General features: G+C 70.5%; 16 protein-coding genes and 1 tRNA gene. 6 read left to right on the plus strand and 11 right to left on the minus strand.

Annotation, left to right across the window (positions count from 1 at the left end; translation table 11 throughout):
• Positions 1-23: 23 nt before the first annotated feature.
• Together phoH2 and MA875_RS03990 are read right to left on the minus strand one after the other, a co-directional pair.
• The gene (gene phoH2 / locus MA875_RS03985) at positions 24-1,379 is read right to left on the minus strand and encodes an RNA 5'-3' helicase PhoH2 (RefSeq protein ID WP_372492509.1); all 1,356 of its coding nucleotides are present in this window, start codon (positions 1,377-1,379) and stop codon (positions 24-26) included.
• Between the two features lie 213 nt (positions 1,380-1,592).
• Entirely contained in the window at positions 1,593-2,372 is a 780-nt protein-coding gene (locus MA875_RS03990; protein WP_248240424.1) for an isoprenyl transferase, read from the minus strand.
• Positions 2,373-2,509: 137 nt separating this feature from the next.
• Here MA875_RS03990 and trhA point away from each other — a divergent pair, with 137 nt between their 5' ends.
• A complete protein-coding gene (gene trhA, locus MA875_RS03995; RefSeq protein WP_372492522.1) occupies positions 2,510-3,199 on the plus strand; it encodes a PAQR family membrane homeostasis protein TrhA in 690 nt (229 codons plus the stop codon).
• Here trhA and MA875_RS04000 read toward each other — a convergent pair.
• Complete coding sequence (locus MA875_RS04000; RefSeq protein ID WP_248240427.1) at positions 3,190-3,444, minus strand: hypothetical protein; 255 nt, start codon at positions 3,442-3,444, stop codon at positions 3,190-3,192. The two genes, trhA and MA875_RS04000, sit on opposite strands and share 10 nt — an antisense overlap.
• Positions 3,445-3,510: 66 nt before the next feature.
• Here MA875_RS04000 and MA875_RS04005 point away from each other — a divergent pair, with 66 nt between their 5' ends.
• From MA875_RS04005 to MA875_RS04015, 3 genes are all read left to right on the plus strand, one after another.
• On the plus strand, positions 3,511-3,903 hold the full coding sequence (locus MA875_RS04005) for a DUF4307 domain-containing protein (RefSeq protein ID WP_248240428.1): 393 nt from the start codon (positions 3,511-3,513) through the stop codon (positions 3,901-3,903).
• A gap of 81 nt (positions 3,904-3,984) precedes the next feature.
• Entirely contained in the window at positions 3,985-4,476 is a 492-nt protein-coding gene (gene greA, locus MA875_RS04010) for a transcription elongation factor GreA (protein WP_248240430.1), read from the plus strand.
• A gap of 305 nt (positions 4,477-4,781) precedes the next feature.
• Positions 4,782-5,603 (plus strand): alpha/beta fold hydrolase, encoded by an 822-nt coding sequence (locus tag MA875_RS04015; protein WP_248240432.1) that lies wholly within the window; start codon positions 4,782-4,784, stop codon positions 5,601-5,603.
• Here the strand turns inward: MA875_RS04015 and ilvA are convergent.
• Positions 5,600-6,850: a threonine ammonia-lyase gene (gene ilvA / locus MA875_RS04020; RefSeq protein ID WP_248240434.1), complete on the minus strand. Its 1,251-nt coding sequence runs from the start codon at positions 6,848-6,850 to the stop codon at positions 5,600-5,602. The two genes, MA875_RS04015 and ilvA, sit on opposite strands and share 4 nt — an antisense overlap.
• Positions 6,847-8,034 carry an AI-2E family transporter gene (locus MA875_RS04025; RefSeq protein WP_248240436.1) on the minus strand — a complete coding sequence of 396 codons (1,188 nt, stop codon included), beginning with the start codon at positions 8,032-8,034 and terminating at the stop codon, positions 6,847-6,849. Before MA875_RS04025 ends, ilvA begins: the two co-directional genes overlap by 4 nt.
• A gap of 62 nt (positions 8,035-8,096) precedes the next feature.
• Here MA875_RS04025 and MA875_RS04030 point away from each other — a divergent pair, with 62 nt between their 5' ends.
• Positions 8,097-9,350 (plus strand): winged helix-turn-helix domain-containing protein, encoded by a 1,254-nt coding sequence (locus MA875_RS04030; protein ID WP_248240438.1) that lies wholly within the window; start codon positions 8,097-8,099, stop codon positions 9,348-9,350.
• A gap of 14 nt (positions 9,351-9,364) precedes the next feature.
• On the plus strand, positions 9,365-10,267 hold the full coding sequence (locus tag MA875_RS04035; protein ID WP_248240439.1) for a hypothetical protein: 903 nt from the start codon (positions 9,365-9,367) through the stop codon (positions 10,265-10,267).
• Here MA875_RS04035 and MA875_RS04040 read toward each other — a convergent pair.
• The 6 genes from MA875_RS04040 to MA875_RS04065 all read right to left on the minus strand — a co-directional run bounded on the left by MA875_RS04040 (position 10,264) and on the right by MA875_RS04065 (position 16,098).
• Positions 10,264-11,352 carry a DNA glycosylase AlkZ-like family protein gene (locus tag MA875_RS04040; protein WP_248240440.1) on the minus strand — a complete coding sequence of 363 codons (1,089 nt, stop codon included), beginning with the start codon at positions 11,350-11,352 and terminating at the stop codon, positions 10,264-10,266. The genes MA875_RS04035 and MA875_RS04040 overlap by 4 nt on opposite strands.
• Positions 11,349-11,918, minus strand: coding sequence for a LemA family protein (locus tag MA875_RS04045; protein WP_248240667.1), 570 nt, complete (start codon positions 11,916-11,918; stop codon positions 11,349-11,351). The genes MA875_RS04040 and MA875_RS04045 overlap by 4 nt, the downstream gene beginning before the upstream one ends.
• 84 nt (positions 11,919-12,002) lie before the next feature.
• Positions 12,003-13,310 (minus strand): D-arabinono-1,4-lactone oxidase, encoded by a 1,308-nt coding sequence (locus MA875_RS04050; protein ID WP_248240441.1) that lies wholly within the window; start codon positions 13,308-13,310, stop codon positions 12,003-12,005.
• Complete coding sequence (locus tag MA875_RS04055) at positions 13,307-14,548, minus strand: alanine racemase (protein ID WP_372492510.1); 1,242 nt, start codon at positions 14,546-14,548, stop codon at positions 13,307-13,309. The genes MA875_RS04050 and MA875_RS04055 overlap by 4 nt, the downstream gene beginning before the upstream one ends.
• 23 nt (positions 14,549-14,571) lie before the next feature.
• Positions 14,572-14,644 (minus strand) — tRNA-Leu (locus tag MA875_RS04060).
• Positions 14,645-14,673: 29 nt separating this feature from the next.
• A complete protein-coding gene (locus tag MA875_RS04065) occupies positions 14,674-16,098 on the minus strand; it encodes an NAD(P)/FAD-dependent oxidoreductase (protein WP_248240442.1) in 1,425 nt (474 codons plus the stop codon).
• Between the last annotated feature and the right edge of the window lie 17 nt (positions 16,099-16,115).

Genomic DNA, 16,115 nt, shown 5'->3' on the forward strand with positions numbered 1-16,115 from the left:
CTCACGTTGGGACGAGCAGGCTGTCAGGCCAGCTCCCCCGCTTCCAGGAGGTCGGTCACGAGCGCGGCGATGGCCGAACGCTCCGAACGCGTCAGCGTGACGTGACCGAACAGGTCGTGCCCCTTCAGCGTCTCGATCACCGAGGCGATGCCGTCGTGGCGACCCACCCGGAGGTTGTCCCGCTGCCCGACGTCGTGGGTGAGGACCACGCGCGAGTGCTGGCCGATGCGGCTGAGCACCGTCAGCAGCACGTTGCGCTCGAGCGACTGGGCCTCGTCGACGATCACGAAGGCGTCGTGCAGGGAGCGACCGCGGATGTGAGTGAGCGGGAGCACCTCCAGGATGCCGCGCTGGATGACCTCCTCGATGACATTCGACGACACGACGGACCCGAGGGTGTCGAACACCGCCTGCCCCCACGGGTTCATCTTCTCCGCCTGGTCGCCGGGAAGGTATCCCAGCTCCTGGCCGCCGACGGCGAACAGCGGTCGGAAGACGATGATCCGCCTCTGCTGCTGACGCTCCAGGACCGCCTCGAGTCCCGCGCACAGGGCGAGCGCGGACTTCCCCGTTCCCGCTCGCCCTCCCAGCGACACGATGCCCACGTCGGGGTCGAGCAGCAGGTCGATCGCGATCCGCTGCTCGGCCGATCGCCCGTGCAGGCCGAAGGCGTCGCGGTCGCCCCGCACCAGTCGGAACGCCCCGTCCCCGGTCACACGGCCGAGGGCGGAACCGCGCTCGGAGTGGATGATGAGCCCGGTGTTCACGGGCAGCCCGTGCACGGCGTCGGAGGTCGCGACCTCGCTCTCGTAGAGGTCGCTGACTTCGTCGCCGGACAGGTCGATGGCGGCGATGCCGGTCCAGCCGGAGTCCACGGCCTGCTCGGCGAGATACTCCTCCGCCACGATGCCGAGCGACGCGGCCTTCACCCGCATCGGGAGGTCCTTGGAGACGACGGTGACATCCTGACCGTCCTCAGCCAGATGCATGGCGACGGCGAGGATGCGGGTGTCGTTGTCGCCCAGGCGCATTCCCGAGGGCAGGACCGTGGGGTCGGTGTTGTTCAGCTCCACCCGCAGTGTGCCCCCCGCGCCCACCGGGACGGGGAAGTCGAGGCGCCCGTGCTCGATGCGCAGCTCGTCGAGGTGGCGCAGCGCCTGCCGGGCGAAGTAGCCGATCTCCGGATCGTGACGCTTCTTCTCCAGCTCGGTGATCACCACCACCGGGATGACGATGCTGTGCTCGGCGAACCGGAAGAACGCGCGCGGATCACTCAGCAGAACCGACGTGTCCAGGACGTACGTGCGCAGATCCTGCGACTGCGCGTCCTCGTCAATGTACTGCTCGCGGCGCTGGTCGTGCGGTGCTCGTGTGGTCACAACCCACTCCTGCCCCGGGCGTGTCACCCGGCAGTCTCGAGTCGACCGTGGGTCACGAGTCGCGATCCGAAAGGCCGACCCGACCGGGCACCTTGCCCGGTGAGATGACCGTACGACCGTTCCGTGCCGCGTGGGTCGCAGACACGCTGTCACCCGGTTACGAGCAGATGAAGTTCTCTCGACGCGTCGGAGTCCGCCGTGGCGCGCCGGCCGTCATCGCCCGAAGCGGCGATCGCGTCGGGCGAAGTCGCGCACCGCGCGCAGGAAGTCCACCTCGCGGAGGTCGGGGCCCAGGGCCTCGACGAAGTAGAACTCGCTGTGCGCGCTCTGCCACAGCAGGAAGTCGCTCAGGCGCTGCTCGCCGGAGGTGCGGATCACCAGATCGGGATCGGGCTGTCCGCCGGTGTAGAGATGCTCGCCGATCTGCTCCGGAGTCAGGCTCGCCGCCAGCTCCTCCAACGACCCGCCCTCTCGGTCGTGCGTTGCGATGATGGAGCGCACCGCGTCGACGATCTCGCTGCGCCCGCCGTACCCGACCGCCAGATTCACGTGCAGCCCTCGGTGTCCGCGCGTGCGCTCCTCGGCCATCGCCAGCACGTCGGCCAGTTCGGGAGGGAGCAGATCGGCGCGTCCCACGTGCTGCACCCGCCAGTCGCGTTCGTGGGAGAGCTCGTGCGCCAACTCGGCGATGATCTCCAGCAGGTCGGTCAGCTCCCGTGAATCCCGACGCCGGAGGTTGTCGGTGGAGAGGAGGTACAGCGAGACGACTTTGACGCCGATGTCATCGCACCAGCGCAGGAACTCGCGCATCTTCGCCGCTCCGGCCCGGTGCCCGTGCGCTGCGGAGTCGTAGCCGAGCTGCCTGGCCCACCGGCGGTTGCCGTCGATCATCATCGCGATGTGGTGGGGAACGACATCCGGGGTGAGACTGCGGCGCAGCCGCGAGATGTACAACCGATAAAGCGGCCCTCGCCCCTCATCCGTCGCACTCACACGCCTACGCTACTCCCGCCGCCCCGCCGCTCGCGCGCGGCGGTCAGCCCGCGTGCAGCCGACGGCATGCGCCGCGCCGTACCCTTGGGAGGATGACCCCCAGCCCGGATACCGACCTCTCCCCCGACGGACCGGACATGCCGCAGCTGCCCCTGATGGACGCTGCCGCCGTCGACGCCCGGACCGACGTGAAGCCGACGTGGCGCGGCTGGATCCACGCCGCCACCTTCCCCGTCGCGATCGCCGCGGGCATCCTGCTCATCGTCCTCGCCGACGGCGCGGCGGCCAAGTGGTCGTCCGCCGTCTTCATGGCCACCTCGCTGCTGCTGTTCGGCAACTCCGCGCTCTATCACCGGTTCGACTGGTCACCGCGCACGAAGGTCGTGCTCAAGCGCATCGACCACGCCAACATCCTGCTGCTCATCGCCGGCACCTACACCCCCATCGCGGTCCTGGCACTGCCGACCGGCAAGGCGGTCCTCCTGCTCTCCCTCGTCTGGGGCGGGGCGATCCTGGGGATCCTGTTCCGGGTGTTCTGGATCCACGCTCCGCGCTGGCTGTACGTCGCCCTCTACCTGGTGCTCGGCTGGGCGGCGGTGATGTACTTCGTCGATCTCCTCGCCGCCAACGCCGCCATGATGGTGCTCGTCGTCGTGGGCGGTCTGCTGTACACCGCCGGCGCGGTCGTCTACGCTCTCAAGCGCCCCAACCCCTGGCCCGGGCACTTCGGGTTCCACGAGATCTTCCACGTCTGCACCGTGCTGGCATTCCTCTGCCACTGGACGGCCTGCCTGCTGATCGCGCTGGCGCCGGCCTATCACGCCTGAGGCGACGAGGTCCCGCCGTCCCGGTCGCGCATCTGCTCCTCGGCGTCGAGCTGCTCGTTGATCTCGCCGCGGATCCGCGCGCGGCGGATGCGACGCATCATGTCCCACACCAGGAACACCACCGCGAGGGCGATGAACGCGATCACCGCGAATCCCACCGGCCCGGGGGTCACGAGGTCGGGATCGACCGTCGGTACCGGCGAGGGGGTGGCGGCCGCGACGATCGTCGCGAAAGCGTGGTGCATGGTGTCCTCTCCGGGCGTGGGAGCGCTTAGCCTGGAATCACCAGCCTAGACGCCCCGAAGAAGGCCATGACGACTTCCCAGATGCTCGACGAACGCTACGGCCGCACGCGATCGCGCGCGCCGCGGTGGCTGATCATCGCCGGCACCGCCGTGGCCGCAGCGGTCGTGGTCGGAGCGGGCTGGATGACGGTGGCCGGGGCCCTCGACGACGTCGACGTGCGCACCACGGCTTTCCAGCTCGTCGACGACAGCTCGGTGCGCATCGACTTCCAGGTCACCGCTCCCGCCGGGCGGGAGATCGCGTGCGCGCTCGAGGCGCAGGACGCCGATCACGGCGTGGTGGGGTGGATGGTGATCGAGCTCACCGAGACCGACGGCACGCCCCGGGCCTTCCAGGAGACGATCCCCACCGTCTCGGAGGCCACGACCGGTTTGGTCAACTCCTGCTGGGTGACGTAATCTGGCGGGACAACTCCGATGGACGCCCTGGCCCTCGCCGGGGCGTCTTTGCATACCAGCCGACGACCGAAGGAGACGAACGTGACTGGCGAAGCCCCGGTGACCTTCCTGACCCAGGACGCCTACGACCGTCTCGCCGCCGAGCTCGAGCACCTCTCGACCACCGGCCGCGAAGAGATCGCCAAGCGCATCGAAGCCGCGCGCGAAGAGGGCGACCTCAAGGAGAACGGCGGCTACCACGCCGCGAAGGACGAGCAGGGCAAGCAGGAGGCGCGCATCCGCACGCTCCAGCAGCTGCTGAAGGACGCCAAGGTCGGCGATGCCCCCGAGAGCACCGGTGTCGTGGAGTCCGGAACGGTCGTGACAGCCGTCGTCGCGGGCGGCGAAGAGGTCTTCCTGCTCGGCAACCGCGAGATCGCCGCCGGGTCCGAGCTCGACGTCTACAGCGAGGCCTCGCCGCTGGGCGCGGCGATCCTCGGGCTCAAGGAGGGTGAGAAGACCACCTACACCGCGCCCAACGGTCGTGCCATCGAGGTGGAGATCCTGAAGGTCGAGACCTACTCGGGGCAGTAAGCCCTCCGACGCGGCCTAGGGCGCGTCTCCCATATCTCCGGTGAGGCTCGCGGCAGTCTGGTGGGGTGAGGTCGACGGTTCGCGTTAGCACGCGTGAGACACATACGGTTCCCGCATCCGTACGTCTCCGCGCACGTCGCCCACACCCTCGCCCGGCGGCACGTGGGGCCGGGTGCTGGCGCAGATTCTCGCCGAGGCCGACGCGGCCGGAAAGATCGACTGGGGAGTGTCGATCGATGCGACGATCGGGCGCAGGCTCGCACGTGGTGGGTCGAGGTGCAGGCTTCGGTGATGCGGTGGACCTGGTGCGCAGAGAGATCGTCGTCGCCGATGGAACGACGGTGTCCTACGCGCTGGCCGATGGCGCCGAGCCGACCGTCGTGATTCTGCACGGACTGGCTGGGAGCGGCCGAGAGTTCGAGCGGACCGCGAGTGCGCTCGCGGGGCGTCGCGTGATCCTCATCGACCAGCGTGGCCACGGGCACAGCACACGGCACCCCGGCGACACCTCACGCGACGCCTTCGTCTCCGACGCCGTGCAGGTGATCACGGCCGAGTCATCACACCCGATAGACCTCGTCGGGCAGTCGATGGGCGCACACACGGCGATGCTGCTCGCCGCTGCGCACCCTCGTCTCGTGCGCCGGCTGGTGCTCCTGGAATGCGATGCCGGTAGCGGCACCCCGGAACAACACGCCGCCCTCGGCGACTACTTTCGATCTTGGCCGGTTCCCTTCACCGACCGATCCGCAGCGGTCGCCGCACTCGGTACCGGTCCGCTCGCGCAAGCTTGGGTCGCTGACCTCGAAGAACGCGCTGATGGCCTCCACTCAAGGTTCGACCCCGATGTCATGGTCGCCACAATCACCGAACTTGCGACGCCCCGCTGGACCGAGTGGGAGCAGGTAACGGCCCCCACACTCGTCCTCTACGGCGAGAACGGCATGTTCAGCGAGCAACAGAAGAAGGACTTCGTCGCACGCGGCGGCAACGCCACCCGAATCGACCTCGCCGGAGCATCGCACGACGGCCACCTCGACGCCTTCGACGATTGGGTCGCTGCCCTGACGTCATTCCTCAAGGACGGCTCGGGCGAGCTACAACCCGATATGGGAGACGCTGCCTAGTCGACCGCGATCGTCGGGGCGAAGCCGGCGGCGGTGAGCATCTGCATCACGTGCGCGCGGTGATCCTCCCCCCGCGTCTCCACGCTCAGCTGCAGGATCACCTCGCTGATCTGCAGACCCTGACCGTGACGGGTGTGCAGCACCTCGATGACGTTCGCGCCGGCCTGCGCGAGGACCTCGGAGACCCGGGCCAGCTGGCCGGGCCGGTCGGGAAGCGGAATGCGCAGGGTCATGTACCGCCCCGACGCGGCCAGGCCGTGCGCGACGACGCGCTGGAGCAGAAGCGGGTCGATGTTGCCGCCCGAGAGGATGGCGATGGTCGGTCCGTCGGATCGCACCTTGCCGGCGAGAATGGCTGCGACCCCCGCCGCGCCCCCCGGCTCCACGACCTGCTTGGCCCGCTCCAGGAGGACGAGGATCGCGCGCGCGATGTCGTCATCGGTCACCGTGACGATCTCGTCCACGAGATCCCGGATCATCGCGAACGGCAGATCGCCGGGTCGTGCCACGGCGATGCCGTCGGCGATCGTCGGTCGGGAAGTCGCCGTGACCGGGTGCCCGGCCGCCAACGACGGCGGATAGCCCGCGGCGTTCTCGGCCTGCACGCCCACGATGCGGATCCGGCGCCCCTCGGCGGTCGCGCGCGCCTTCATCGCGGCGGCCACGCCGGCGATGAGCCCGCCGCCGCCGACGCACACCACGACGGTTTCGACGTCGGGGAGGTCCTGATGCAGCTCGAGCCCGAGGGTTCCCTGGCCGAGGATGATGTCGCGGTGGTCGAACGGGTGGATGAGGACGGCGCCGGTCCGCTCCGCGAACTCCGCCGCCAGGCGCAGCGGCGTCTCCACCGTCTCGCCCTCGAGGATGACGTCGGCACCGTACCCGCGGGTGGCCAGGAGCTTGGGCACCGGAACACCCAGCGGCATGAAGATGGTGGCCGGGATCCCGAGCTTCTGGGCTGCCAGTGCCACGCCCTGGGCGTGGTTGCCCGCCGAGGCGGCCACGACGCCACGGGCGCGCTCGGCCTCGGTCAGGCGCGAGAGGCGGTAGGTCGCCCCGCGGATCTTGAACGATCCCGTGCGTTGGAGGTTCTCCAGCTTCAGGTACGTCGGCACCCCGAGCACGTCGGTCAGGTGCTGCGACTCCTCCAGCGGAGTGTGGGCGGCGACGCCGCGCAGGGCGGCCGCCGCGTCCTCGAACTCCGCGAGCGTCGGGATGCCGGAGGCAGCGATCGTCGGGATGCTCACGCGGGGGTTCTCCTTCGACGGGGGACGGTACTCCAGATCAGGTCTTCCGGCGGCGGCCGTCCCCCGGTCTCCCACCCGCGGGATCCGAGGTACAGCACGACGACGTTGACGAAGGCGGCGAGGGGCACGGCGAACAGCGCGCCCGGGATGCCGGCGATCATCGCTCCACCGGCGACGACGAGCACCACGGCGAGGGGATGGACCTTCACGGCCGCACCCATCAGCAGGGGCTGCAGCACGTGTCCTTCCAGCTGCTGCACACCCAGGACAACGATGAGCATCCACAGCGCGATGAGCGGGCCGTTGTAGACCAGAGCCACGAAGACCGCCACTGCTCCGGTCACGACCGCTCCGACGATCGGCACGAACGCGCCGAGGAACACCAGGACCGCGATCGGAACCGCCAGGGGCACCCCGAGCAGGAGGGCGCCCAGGCCGATGCCGATCGCATCGATGGTCGCCACCAGCAGCTGGGTCCTCGCGTAGTTGACCAGGGTCACCCAGCCCGCGCGTGCGGCCCCATCGACAGGAACGCGCGCCGCCTTGGGAAGGAGGCGGGTGGTCCAGCGCCAGATCCCGCCGCCGTCGGCCAGAAGGGTGAGCAGGATGAACAGGGCGAGGAGCGCCCCCGTCACGACGTGACCGAGTGTCGTCCCGATCGCGAGGGCCCCCGACCACAGCAGCGACGCCTGTTCCTGCACCAGCGAGCCGACCTGGTTCAGCAGATCGTCGATCTGGCCGGCGGAGAGGTGGAGCGGACCGTCGATGAGGTACTGCCGGAAGGCGGCCACGGCGTCCACGGTCCGGGCCTGGACCCGTCCGAACTCGCGTGTGATCTGCCAGACCACGACCCACAGCAGTCCCGACACCACGGCCAGCGTGGTGACCACCGCGATGACGATGGCGAGCCCGCGCGGGACGCGGTGGCGCAGCATCCAGCTGAAGAAGGGCCAGAGCAGGGCGGTGACGAGGATGGCGATGAGCAGCGGGACCACCAGCAGCTTCAGCTGGATCACGAGCCAGATGACCACGCCCGCCGCGGCGGCGATGACGAGAAGGCGCCAGGAGTAGGCGGCGGCGAGCCGGAGTCCGCGCGGGAGGGATCCCGTCAGTTCGGTCGACACCACGCGCGTGCGGTCGCGCAGGGCGCTCCACAGCGACTCGCGCTCCTCCGATCCGGCCATTCGGTAAGTCTAGAACCGCTGATTCGCATCCCACGTCGGGGGCCGGGTCTAGTGTTGCCGCCGTGACGCCTCGAGAGCAGCTCAGTGCCGCCGAAGCGCGTCGGGTCGCGGTGGCCGCGCAGGGTCTGGACCGCAGGCGGCCCGACCGCGTCGGCACACGCCAGCTGAACGACGCCCTGCGCAGGATGTCGGTGCTCCAGATCGACTCGGTCAACGTCTTCGCCCGGTCGCACTACCTTCCCCTCTTCTCCCGCCTCGGCCCGTACGACACCGCCGACCTCGACCGGCTGCTCTTCGGGCGTCGACCGCGATACGTCGAGTACTGGGCGCATGTGGCGGCGTTCGTCCCGGCGCCCGATCGACCGCTCTTCGCCTTCCGCATGGCCGAGTTCCGGCGCAAGTACGCGTCGGACCCCGACGGATGGGTCGGGAAGCATCGCGACGTCGTGGACTGGGTCCGTGCGGAGCTCGCCGCACGGGGTCCGCTGCGCCCCGCCGAGATCGAGCGGGACGTGCGGCGCTCCCCTCGCGGCGGCTGGTGGGAGTGGGACGTCGTCAAGGAGGCCCTGGAGTTCCTGTGGCTCTTCGGCGAGGTCGCCATCGCCGGGCGCCGGGGGTTCGAACGCCGCTATGGACTCGCCGTCGACGTCCTGGGCGAGGAACTGGCCGGCCGGGAGGTGCCGAGGCCCGAGGCGATACGCGAGCTGGTGCGTCGCGCCGCCCGGGCGTACGGCGTAGCGACCGCCGCGGACCTCGCCGACTACTGGCGCATCAGGGATCGCGGCGCGATCCTCACCGCGATCGCCGACCTCGTCGCTGAGGGTGAGCTCATCCCCGTCACCGTCGCGGGATGGACGACGGCGGGCCGCCCGGCGCGCGCGTGGCTGCACCGCGACGCCAGGGTGCCGCGAACGGTGGACGCCGCGGCGATCCTCACCCCGTTCGACCCGATGGTGTGGTTCCGTGACCGGGCGGAGCGCCTCTTCGATTTCGCCTACCGCATCGAGATCTACACGCCGGCGGCTCGCCGGCGGTTCGGGTACTACTCGCTTCCGATCCTCGTCGACGACGCGATCGTCGCCAGGGTCGATCTGAAGGCCGACCGCCCGGCGCAGACGCTGCGCGTGCAGTCCGCGTGGTGGGAGCGGGAGCCCGCCCCCTCGGTCGTGGAGCGGGTGGCGCGGGAGCTGCGGCAGGCGGCGACCTGGCAGGGCCTGGATCGCATCTCGGTGTCGGGGTGGGGCGACGCCGTCGACCAGGTGGCCGCCGCGCTCCCCCACGCGGCCCGGCACACCGCCGGTCCCGCGTCCGGATGACCTAGCGTGGGAGGATGCCTGGACCGCGTCGCGCCCGCACGGTCGCGATCATCGTCGCGGCGGCGGTCATGGTCGTCGTGGGCGTCGCGGGCGTCCTGATGTGGGCGGGGTCCCGGCAGGCCGGCCCGGAGGCCGTCGCGCGGGCATGGCTGGTCGCTGTCGCCGACGGTGACGAGGATGCGGCGCGGGCGGCGATGAGCGGCGGGGACGCCCTGGAGGTCGGCGGCGCGGCCGAGAGACTCTCCGAGCCGTCCGTGGGTGCGGTGCGCATCGAGGGCGACGCGGCGGAGGCCGAGGTCTCCTTCGTGCTGGCCGGCGAGAGCCATGCGACGAGCCTGACCCTGTCTGAGACACCGGATGGCTGGCGAGTCGGTCCCGACGCACTCGGCCGAGTGGACGTCAGCACGGGCCTCGGAGACAGTGTCACCATCGGGGAGGCCGTGGTGCCCGTCGGGGAGGTCCGGCTCCTCCCCGGGATCTACGACATCACCCCCGCGCCCCGGGAGTACCTGGGCGACGCGGTGTCCGTCGCCGTCCTCCCGGGTGAGCGCGCGGACGTCGCGATCGACCCGCGCTTCACCGACGCCGGAGTCCAGGCCGTCCGGGAGGCCGTCACCGACCATCTGAACGCGTGCACCCAGCCGGCGACCGTCGTCACGGACATGTGCGGCCTGCGGGTGCCGTGGCCGGCCGACCTCGCGGTCCTCGAGCGCATCGCCTACCGCATCGAGCGGCTCCCCGAGGTGCAGCTCACCGACGACGGCGGGTTCGCCGCCACAGGCGGTGCGGTGGTCGCCACCGCGAGCGGCACCGGCCGGGACGGCTCCCCGGCATCGGCGACGTATCGCGACGACGCCTGGGGGGTCCGGGGCACCGTCACCGTCACGGGTGAGCAGATCCGCCTCGGCGTGCTCTAACGCCGGGACACCTCCACGCCGAGCCATCGCGCCAGGTCGTCGACCTCCGTTTCCACGGCCTCGGCGACCGCCGCCGCGAACGGTTCGTCCTCGTGCACGGCGTTGATCCGCAGCGTCTCCGCGCGGCGATCGAGGGTGGCATCGAGCTTCCCGACGAGCCGGTCACCGTGGAGGATGGGCAGCGCGAAGTAGCCCCACGGCCGTGCCGCCGCGGGTTTGTACATCTCCAGGACGTAGTCGAACCCGAACAGCTCGCGCAGGCGGACCCGGTCGAAGACGAGCCGGTCGTGCGGCGAGAGGAGCGCGGTGCGCGGGCGCGGGATTCCTGCGTCCAGAAGGCTGGGATCGACCTGCCAGCGGCCCGCGACACCGTCGACGCACACCTCCACACCGGCGTCGCCGACGTCGATCGGCTCCCCCGGCTGGGCGACGCCCTTCCGCCTCGCGATCCCCAGCGCCGACAGCCGCCGCTCGGCCCGGCCGCGTGCGGCCTCGTCCTCGGACAGCGCCTCGACGGCGGGGTAGACCCGCTCCGCCAGGTCGAACCACCGGCCCTTCCCATCGCGATGGTCCACGGCCACCTCGCCGCTCTCGACGAGGATGTCCAGCATCTGCAGCACGTTCCGATCGTTCGTCCATCCGGTCGAACGCCAGGGCACCGCCGCGGTGTCGGCGATGTCGGCCGGACGCAGCGGCCCGTCATCCCGAAGCCGCGTCAGGATGTCTCGGCGGAACCGGGCGTTGGCGGCCACCCAGTCGCGGGCGGACGCCGACCTCGGGCCCTTCCGCATCAGGGGGAGGAACAGCGGCAGGTCGCTCATCGGGCGGAAGAACCCGTTCCACTCGAAGATCTGCCGGTCCTCACGGAAGAGACGACGGAAGTCAGCGGGCTCGTAGGGCCAGCCGATGCGACTCCACAGGATGAGGTCGACGCTCGGAGCGATCGCCGCCGTCGGATCGATCGGCAGGACGGTCAGCGACTGGACGGTCTCGATGATGTCGCCGGGACGATCCGCGGTGAGGAGTTGGGCGCGCACCGCGATGCGCGCCGCCTCGGCGCGGGAGAGGGTGCGGACCGATGTCAAAACTGGACGCGCGGAGGCTCCGAGATCGCGGCGCCGTCGACGACTTCGAAGAACTCGCGCTCGTCGAAACCGAGGTTGCGGGCGAAGAGGTTGTTGGGGAAGACCTTGATCTTGGTGTTCAGCTCACGGACGCCGCCGTTGTAGAAGCGGCGAGACGCCTGGATCTTGTCCTCGATGTCGACGATCGACTGCTGCAGCTGCAGGAAGTTCTGGCTGGCCTGCAGCTGGGGGTAGGCCTCGGCCACGGCGAACAGCGAGCGCAACGCCTGCTGCATGTGGCCCTCTGCCACACCCGCATCGGCCGGACCGCCCGCGGAAAGGGTCTCGGCCCGGGCCCGGGTCACATTCTCGAACACCGCTTTCTCGTGAGCGGCGTAGCCCTTCACCGCCTCGATGAGGTTCGGCAGCAGGTCGGCCCGGCGCTTCAGCTGGACGGTGATGTCGCTCCAGGCCTCGTCGACGCGCACGTTGAGCTGCACGAGCGAGTTGTAGGTCGCCCACAGGTAGATCCCCGCGATGACGACCAGTGCGACGACGATCAGGACGGGGATGAGCCATTCCCACATGCCGGGGTCTCCGTTCCAGGTCAGTGCTGACAATCCTAACGGTCCGCCGAGGCGCTCCTCAGGCTGTGCGGCGACCTCACAGGCCTAGAGACCGAGCACGCGGTCCAGATACGCGTTGCGGAAGAGGCCCTCCGGGTCGAACTCCTCGCAGACCGCGAGAAAGTCGTCGAATCGCGGGTACCTCCGCCGCAGGGCGTCGGCGTCCAGCGAGTGCAGCTTGCCCCAGTGCGGGCGTCCGCCGTGGGCGAGCATGACCTCCTCGACGGCCGTGAAATACGCCGTGGGGTCCTCCCGGAAGTACCGGTGGACGGCGATGTAGCCGGTGGCGCGGTCGTGCGCCGTCGACAGCCAGCGGTCATCGCCCGCCGCGAAGCGCACCTCGAGGGGGAAGGAGATCCGCCACCGCTCGGCCGTGATCAGGGCGCGCACGGCCTCGAAAGCGGGCGCGACCTTCTCCGCGGGCAGCGCGTACTCCATCTCGCGGAAGCGCACCGTCCTTGGCTGCGTGAACACGCGGTGCGACCGGTCGAGATAGGTCCGGTCTCCGGTGACGCGCGTGGCGAGACGGGAGAAGACCGGGACGACCGGCGGCAGCACCCGTCCGACGGCGCACATGCCCCGGTACACGCCGTTGGCGAGGAGCGTCTCATCGACGAACCTCGTCACCGGGGGGATCGGGCGCCGCGGAGTCGTCTCCGGGAGTCTCTCGTTCGTCTTCGTCAGGGCGACGTCGGTGTGCGGGAACCAGTAGAACTCGAAGTGGTCTGCGCCGCGCACGCGATCCTCGAGCGTCGCCACGACCTCGTCGAGCGGTTCCGGACGCTCGAGGGCGGCGAGGTGGAAGGCGGGGACGCACTGGAGAGTGACATCCACGAGAACGCCGAGCGCACCGAGGCCCAGGGAGACCGCCGCGAGCAGAGGGTCGTCCGCTCCGATCCGCCGGGTCCGGCCGTCGCCGGTGACGATCGTGACACCGACGACCTGCGTCGCCAACCCGCCGTAGGCGATCCCGGTGCCGTGCGTGCCGGTGGAGATCGCCCCGGCGATGGTCTGCCGATCGATGTCGCCGAGATTCTGCATCGCGAGGCCGTGACGCGCCAGCAGGCGCGGGACCTGGTGGAGAGGGGTGCCCGCGCCGAAGGTGACTCGGGCGGTGTCGGGGTCGAGGGCGACGATCCCCGACAGCGCGGAGACGTCCAGAAGCACATCGGATGCCACGGCGATCCCGGAGAAGCTGTGCCCCGACCCCACGGGCTTCAGCCGGAGCTTCCGCCGGGCGGCCGCCTGGACGGCGCGCTCGACCGCCTCGGCCGTGGCCGGGAACTCCGCGCGCACGGGCCGCGCCTCGGCCGTGCGCCCCCAGTTGCGCCAGACGGCGCCGGGGCGGGTCACAGGAACGCCTTCCCTTCGCCGCGGTACGTGGGGAGCTCGGCGACGAGCCGGCCATCGGAGACGAGGGCGAATGCCGCCACCCGCTCGGCGAGTTCTCCGCTCTTGGCGTGGCGGAACCACACCCGATCCCCCACCGCCAGATGCGCCGCAGCGGGGCCACGCAGGGGCGTCTGGACTTCGCCCGCCCCCTCGCGCGGCAGCATCCCCAACCCCGCCGGCCACACCGGGCGCGGGAGGCGCGAAGGGCTCGCCGGGCCTGACGCGACCCACCCGCCACCGAGCACCGTCACGGTGTCCGCGGCGGGCGTCCGCACGATGTCGAGCGCGAACGCGGCAGCCGGAGCCGGATCGAAGGCGCGGTACCCGTCGAAGAGGTGGCCCGCGAACAGCCCGCTCCCGGCCGTCAGTTCCGTCACGGCGAGGTCGGCGGCCGTCGTCTCGAGCGACCCCGTGCCTCCGCCGTTGACGAAGTCCAGATGGGTGAGCTCGCGGATGCCGCTGACGACAGACCCCCGGCGCTCGCGCAGTTCCGCCGCGGAGCGGCGCTGCATCCATCGGATGACCCCGTCGCCGGCACCGGTCGCGTCCGGCTGCCCGGCGATCTGGGCCTCGTACATCATCACCCCGACCAATCGGAAGCCCCGCCGCTGCGTGATGATCCGCGCCAGGCCCACGGCATCCTGAGCCGTGTGGAGCGGCGAACGGTGCACGCCGATGTGACCGAGCCCCCGAGACCGCCACGACGCGTCCACATCCAGTGCCACACGCAGCTCGGTGCGGGCACTCGGCGGCGCGACCGCGTCGATCAGGTCGAGCTGCGCGGGGTCGTCGATCATGAGGGTGATCCGCGCCGCGGCCCGATCGTCCGCGACGAGGCGGGCAAGACCCGCCCGGTCGGCCGTCGGGTAACCGAGCACGATGTCATCGTGGTCCGCGCTCAGCCAGAGGGCTTCGGCCAGTGTGAACGCCAGGATGCCGCGATACCCCGGAAGCTGAAGGACCGCGTCGAGCACCTCCCGCACGCGCAGCGACTTGCTCGCCACCCGGATCGGAACGCCTCCCGCGCGCACCACCATGTCGAGCGCGTTGAACGACAGCGCCTCCCGATCGATCGCCGCGACGGGCGCTGCCAGGTCGGCGGTGGCCGCCGACATCTCCGCCCAGTAGCGCGCCGGCGTACGCCACCGCTCGCCGGAGGGGTTCGCCGTGGCATCCCGCGCCAGGAGATCGATCGTCACGGCCTCATCCTTGCGCAGATGCGTACCCCCGGTGGGACTCGAACCCACACTGAAGCGATTTTAAGTCGCCTGCCTCTGCCATTGGGCTACGGGGGCGTCGTTCTGCGGCACCCGCCACCTTAGCGTCAGCGTCCGGCGGCGACCTTCGACTTCTCGGGCGCTTCCGCCGCCGCACCCGCGTCACGCGGCGTCTGCGGCGGGGTCACCGCGGCCTGGGCCGGGCGCGGACGAGCCGCGAACTCCTCGAACGCCGCGCGAGGCGTCTGCACGGCTTCCAGGTTCGCCATGTCGCGACCGAGGACCACGTTTCCGAGCCACCCGGCGACGACACGGAGCTTGCGCTCCCAGGTCGGCATGGCCAGGCCGTGGTATCCGCGGTGGGCGAGCCAGGCGAGGAATCCCTTGATCGCGATGTTCCCCGACTGGAAGGCACCGTTGTACAGACCCAGACCGGCGACGGCACCGAGGTTCTTGTGGACGTAGTCGACGGGGTTCTCGCCGCGGAGGACCGCCGTGATGTTCTTGGCCAGCAGCTTCCCCTGGCGGACGGCATGCTGGGCGTTCGGCACGCAGTAGCCGCCCACTCCACCTCCGGACAGATCCGGAACGGCGGCGACGTCGCCCGCCGCCCACGCACCCTCGACGATCTCGTCGTCCGTGCCCACACGCAGGTCGGCGCGGGCGCGGATGCGGCCGCGCTCCTCGACCGGCAGGTCGCCGCCGCGCACGACGGTCGGGTTGGCCATGACGCCGGCCGTCCAGATGATGAGGTCGGCGGGGATGACCTCGCCGGTGGACAGTTCGACATCGCCGTCGACGGCGCTGGTGACCTGCGTGTCGAGGTGGACGAAGGCGCCGCGCTTGGCCAGGTCCTTCAGCACCCACTCGCTGGTCTTCAACGACACCTCTGGCATGATGCGCCCCATGGCCTCGATGAGGTGGAAGTGCGTCTCGTCGAAGGTCAGTTCGGGGTACTTCGACACGAGCGACGACGCGAAGGAGCGCAGCTCGGCGAAGACCTCGATGCCGGCGAACCCACCGCCGACGACGACGACGGTGAGCAGCCGCTCGCGCTCGGGACCCGGCGGGAGCGCCGCGGCCTTGTCGAAGTTCGTCAGCAGGCGGTCGCGGATCGCGACGGCCTCCTCGATCGTCTTCAGCCCGATCGCGTTGTCGGCGATTCCCGGGATGGGGAAGGTGCGCGAGACCGCACCGGCGGTGACGACGATCTGGTCGTACTCCTGCTGGTACGGCTCACCCGCGATCGGCGTGATCGTGGCGGTCTTGTGGGCGTGATCGATGCCGGTGACCTTGGCCGCCACGATCCGGGTGCGCTTGAGGTGCCGACGCAGCGGAACCACCGAGTGCCGGGCCTCGATCGATCCGGCCGCGACCTCGGGCAGGAACGGCTGGTAGGTCATGTAGGCGAGCGGATCGACGATCGTCACCTCGGCCTCGCCTCGGCGCAGATGCTTCTCGAGCTTCCATGCCGTGTAGAAGCCTGCGTATCCGCCACCGACGATAAGGATCCTGTGCGCGGTGTGGGTCACGATGTGGAGTACTCCCC

This window comes from Microbacterium kunmingense (genome assembly GCF_023155745.1).
GTDB classification, from domain to species: Bacteria; Actinomycetota; Actinomycetes; order Actinomycetales; family Microbacteriaceae; genus Microbacterium; species Microbacterium kunmingense.

Coding starts and splice junctions, on each gene's coding strand:
- trhA (WP_372492522.1), top strand. CDS start 2,510: ATGCCGCAGCTGCCCCTGATGGACGCTGCCGCCGTCGACGCCCGGACC.
- MA875_RS04000 (WP_248240427.1), bottom strand. CDS start 3,444: ATGCACCACGCTTTCGCGACGATCGTCGCGGCCGCCACCCCCTCGCCG.
- MA875_RS04005 (WP_248240428.1), top strand. CDS start 3,511: ATGACGACTTCCCAGATGCTCGACGAACGCTACGGCCGCACGCGATCG.
- MA875_RS04025 (WP_248240436.1), bottom strand. CDS start 8,034: ATGGCCGGATCGGAGGAGCGCGAGTCGCTGTGGAGCGCCCTGCGCGAC.
- MA875_RS04035 (WP_248240439.1), top strand. CDS start 9,365: ATGCCTGGACCGCGTCGCGCCCGCACGGTCGCGATCATCGTCGCGGCG.
- MA875_RS04045 (WP_248240667.1), bottom strand. CDS start 11,918: ATGTGGGAATGGCTCATCCCCGTCCTGATCGTCGTCGCACTGGTCGTC.